Here is a 3,188-nt window from a genome sequence, read left to right on the forward strand (position 1 = left end):
TCATTGCACCCCACCCCCAGCCCCTCCCGAAGAGCGGGGAGGGGAGACAAAGCATAGCTTTGGCGGGGTGGGGTTCTTCAGGTTTAATAAGTAATCTAGCAGACATGATATAAGTCCTAATTCCCTCAATCTTGCATTTTTTTAAACATCTGTTACATTACTTTACAGACAGTTATAACTGCTACAACACTTGAATTTTGGAGTTATGCTCGTGTCAGATTTTAAAAATACTGCATCTATTGTTTCAGAAGATCCTAATGCTGTGCGTTTTGGCTTCACTCCTCAGAGTGAAAATTGGAACGGTCGTCTTGCAATGATTGGTTTTGTCTCTGCGATTTTGATTGAAGCTTTTTCTGGTCAAGGAGTACTCCATTTCTGGGGTATCCTCTAAATTGGCGATGTAGGGTAGAACTGCTGTACTACCCTGCAAAATTCTCTATATTATACGCCAGTCATTCGTTTCTAACCGATGGCGGCTGTTGCAATTGGTGCAAAATATCAGATTTTTCCGGTTGAGCCAAAATATAAGTGAATAATTACTTTACATCGAATATGTATAGCTAAAACTCATGGAACTACCCCAACGCGTATCAGTCCGCTACAAAGACGCGTCCTTCAACACCAATGAAATCCGCTTGAGAACTTTTCGGCTTGGTTTGCAAATATGGGATGAACAGACCAAACCCAGAAAAACAGAGCTTTATCAGTTTATATCGTCTTGTTTGAAACAAGTTGACCGCCAAGATCGTTTTATGTTTTCTCTGTTGTTCATAGAATTAACAGACCTCATCCGCAACTCTTCTCTGGAAAGAGGAACGAAAGAGGTTCTGATTAAAACAGCTTTTAGAGAATTTGCTTATGCGATAACAGACTTTGAAGACGTTGCCAAATAAGGTTAGTTATGGGGATACTGGAATTGCGTAAGCGTAGGCATCACCTTAAAGCCATCTGACCTAGTTGAGTGGGATATCTATAGTAAACAGCTTTCCAATCGAATTAGTTTTTTAGCTAAATGCGCGGATGGGTAGGTGTTGGGGAAGGGGGGAATACAAAAATAGCTGAATTGCCCTATATGCAAGATTTTGAGGGCTGTAGCATCTTCAAACCATCCGCGCACCTTATGTAGAATGAGTTTCAGCTATTTACATTTAGCACAATTGCCACTCCTTATGTTATGATTTTTGCATTCGCGCTATTGAACCTTGAAAACCAAATAACACAAGTCTTTCAGACGCCTGCGATCGCAATCAACTAAAATCCCTATTAGGGATTGAAACCTGCCCTATTGGTAGCGAGGGCATAGGTTTCAACATCGCAATCAACTAAAATCCCTATTAGGGATTGAAACATTGAAGAAGTTAGTTTAGAACTCAAAAACGTTGATCGCAATCAACTAAAATCCCTATTAGGGATTGAAACCTTTAAATGCCTTGACTACTTGAAAGATTGCATCATCGCAATCAACTAAAATCCCTATTAGGGATTGAAACCATTCATTGAAGAGGTGATGAAAAGTTTCGTGCCGATCGCAATCAACTAAAATCCCTATTAGGGATTGAAACGTTTGGTTACAAAGCCCATCAAGAGCAGCTAGGGCGGAAGATCGCAATCAACTAAAATCCCTATTAGGGATTGAAACAAGAGCGAGACGGGTTGTTCTCGCTCCAGACATCGCAATCAACTAAAATCCCTATTAGGGATTGAAACGGTGGAAACTCAACTTACGGCGGTGCGGGAGGTGGATCGCAATCAACTAAAATCCCTATTAGGGATTGAAACTAGCGTCTAACTTCTGTAGCGCTTCAGGGAACCAATCGCAATCAACTAAAATCCCTATTAGGGATTGAAACAAATATGCTGTACTTTCTCCTTTAGCTACGGCAGGATCGCAATCAACTAAAATCCCTATTAGGGATTGAAACGCACCATTGCCTAGTAGCTGTCCCTCTGGGAGATCGCAATCAACTAAAATCCCTATTAGGGATTGAAACAAACAACCGCGTAGCCCGACTGAGATGAGCGGCTTGATCGCAATCAACTAAAATCCCTATTAGGGATTGAAACTGGCTGCATATTGTCAAACAACCGCGTAGCCCGAGATCGCAATCAACTAAAATCCCTATTAGGGATTGAAACTTGAAGTTCAGGCTGATTATTGCATCAGAAATAGCGATCGCAATCAACTAAAATCCCTATTAGGGATTGAAACAGAATTTGCAGCAAGAATGGTGTCACTATTCGTACGATCGCAATCAACTAAAATCCCTATTAGGGATTGAAACAAGGAAGTTCGCCGGAAGGAATGGGTGCTTACATCGCAATCAACTAAAATCCCTATTAGGGATTGAAACTGATTCAAAACCTACAAGAATTAAACGACATTAAATCGCAATCAACTAAAATCCCTATTAGGGATTGAAACAGGAAGCCATTGTAATGGGGCTGAAATCAATATATGCATCGCAATCAACTAAATCCCTATTAGGGATTGAAACCTTTGGGCCTTGCATAGGGTAAACCATTTTGGCGATCGCAATCAATATCCCTATCAGGTATTGGAACAAAGTATACTGAGAGCTAGCCTCTGAAAATAGTATTAAAAGTTACAAAAATTACTTCAAGGTCATTCCACATCCAGCTTGAGGGCTGTGATATTATAGGAGACTGCTGCATACATTTTAGAAAAACAAGAAACCGAATCGACCATGGCCCTCACGCAACTGCGGAAACAAGAAATAATCTCCAACTACCAAGTTCACGAAACTGACACTGGCTCGGCCGATGTCCAAGTCGCTATGCTAACTGAGCGCATTAACCGTCTCAGCGAACATCTCCAAGCAAATAAAAAAGACCATTCTTCCCGAAGAGGACTGTTGAAGCTAATCGGACAGCGCAAGCGCCTTCTAGCTTATATATCGCAGGAAAGCCGGGAAAAATATCAAGCTTTGATTGCTCGTCTCGGTATTCGTGGATAGGACTACCGCTTATGTCTGCTGAAGAATCTGAACGCAGTCGTTTGCCCTTTGAACCGAACAAAAAGCGCCAAAAACCCGCAAAAGCTCAAAGTAAACCAGTAGCACAGCCCCAAGAATCCGTCAAAAAGGCTGATAAAAAAGTGGTTTACACCAAACAAGAGATGGCAATTCCCCAAGTAGTCAGCCAACGGATGATCCGACGGGTAGCTGGGT

The 3,188-nt window shown here is 41.7% G+C and carries 4 protein-coding genes and 1 CRISPR repeat array; all 4 genes read left to right on the plus strand.

Annotation, left to right across the window (positions count from 1 at the left end; translation table 11 throughout):
• The first annotated feature begins 211 nt into the window (after nucleotides 1–211).
• A complete protein-coding gene (locus IQ229_RS20365) occupies nucleotides 212–391 on the plus strand; it encodes a chlorophyll a/b-binding protein (RefSeq protein ID WP_194046856.1) in 180 nt (59 codons plus the stop codon).
• A gap of 178 nt (nucleotides 392–569) precedes the next feature.
• Nucleotides 570–893 carry a hypothetical protein gene (locus IQ229_RS20370; RefSeq protein ID WP_194046858.1) on the plus strand — a complete coding sequence of 108 codons (324 nt, stop codon included), beginning with the start codon at nucleotides 570–572 and terminating at the stop codon, nucleotides 891–893.
• A 347-nt stretch (nucleotides 894–1,240) separates the two neighbouring features.
• A CRISPR array of direct repeats spans nucleotides 1,241–2,422; the repeat unit is 37 nt; unit sequence ATCGCAATCAACTAAAATCCCTATTAGGGATTGAAAC.
• Between the two features lie 283 nt (nucleotides 2,423–2,705).
• A complete protein-coding gene (rpsO, locus tag IQ229_RS20375) occupies nucleotides 2,706–2,975 on the plus strand; it encodes a 30S ribosomal protein S15 (RefSeq protein WP_041565894.1) in 270 nt (89 codons plus the stop codon).
• 11 nt (nucleotides 2,976–2,986) lie between these two features.
• Nucleotides 2,987–3,188, plus strand: a 202-nt coding sequence (locus IQ229_RS20380; RefSeq protein WP_194046860.1) for a PAM68 family protein, incomplete at its 3' end; no start/stop codon positions are given.

Source organism: Nostoc cf. edaphicum LEGE 07299 (assembly GCF_015207245.1).
Taxonomy (GTDB): domain Bacteria; phylum Cyanobacteriota; class Cyanobacteriia; order Cyanobacteriales; family Nostocaceae; genus Nostoc; species Nostoc edaphicum_B.